The 1,146-nt window shown below is 42.7% G+C and carries 1 rRNA gene (running past one end of the window); it reads right to left on the bottom strand.

The features are described 5' to 3' along the window. Window positions 1–751: ribosomal RNA gene (locus tag LUA84_RS03700) — 23S ribosomal RNA — on the bottom strand; it reaches 2,196 nt to the left of the window's first position. Window positions 752–1,146: the final 395 nt, after the last annotated feature.

The following is a 1,146-nucleotide window of genomic DNA, read 5'->3' on the forward strand; positions in this document are numbered from 1 at the left end:
ACGGTGCCCCTCACCTGGACGACCACGGTTACGGGCTTTCGGTTTCCCTATGGCTTCGGTATAAACCTTAACCTCGCCACTCGGGTATACTCCCCCGCAAGTTCTTCAAAACTCACGGTAGAACTAGCTAGCACCTTATCTGGTACTCACCCGTCACCAGATTTTCCCAGATAAGGTGCTTAACTAGCCCTACCAGACAATCCCCGCCCGGTTTCAGGTTCTATTTCACTCCCCTCCCCGGGGTTCTTTTCACCTTTCCCTCACGGTACTGGTTCACTATCGGTCTCAGATAGTATTTAGCCTTGGTGACTGGTCCCCCCAACTTCCCGACGGAAATTCAACCGCCGGTACTCCGGAAGCGAGAAATCCCGTTATTATATTCGCCTACGGGACTCTCACCCTCTACGGCCCCGGACTTTCACCGTAGTTCTGAGAATATAATAACGGGAAGCTCCCTCCCCTTTACCCCACATCTCCTCTAAATTACTTTAGAGGATTCGGTTTAGTCTCTTCCGCTTTCGCTCGCCACTACTCACAGAATCATTACTTTATTTTCTCTTCCTGCGGGTACTGAGATGTTTCACTTCCCCGCGTTCCCCTCCCTTACGGGATGCCTTTCGGCAGGATATCCCATTCGGGAATCTACGGATCAACGGTTGCATGCACCTCCCCCCAGCTTTTCGCAGCTTATCACGTCCTTCTTCGGCTTCAGAGCCTAGGCATCCACCGAGCGGGTTCCTGAGACTATATATTCCCTCTCATCCCCCTCATCTTTATCATNNNNCTCACTTCTCTACCTNAAGTAGAGAAGATCATATACATAATATTAAATAATATAATATTTAAAAATGTATCATTAGATTTTTTCTACTATGAAAGAAAGCAATTTAGANNNNAATTCTAATTTTTCTGATTGGTATAACAATATAATAAGAATTTCTAAGATTATTGATGATAAATATCCTGTAAAAGGAATGCCTGTTTATTATTCAAATGGATATTTNGCAATTAGAAAGATATTGAGTATCTTAGAAAATGAATTAGAAAAAAATGAATCTGANNNNTATTGGTTTCCAATATTAATTCCATATGAAATATTTAAAAGGGAAAGCAGAACATATAAAAGGTTTTGAAGATGAATCTTTT

The sequence above is a fragment of the Candidatus Nanopusillus massiliensis genome (assembly GCF_920984865.1).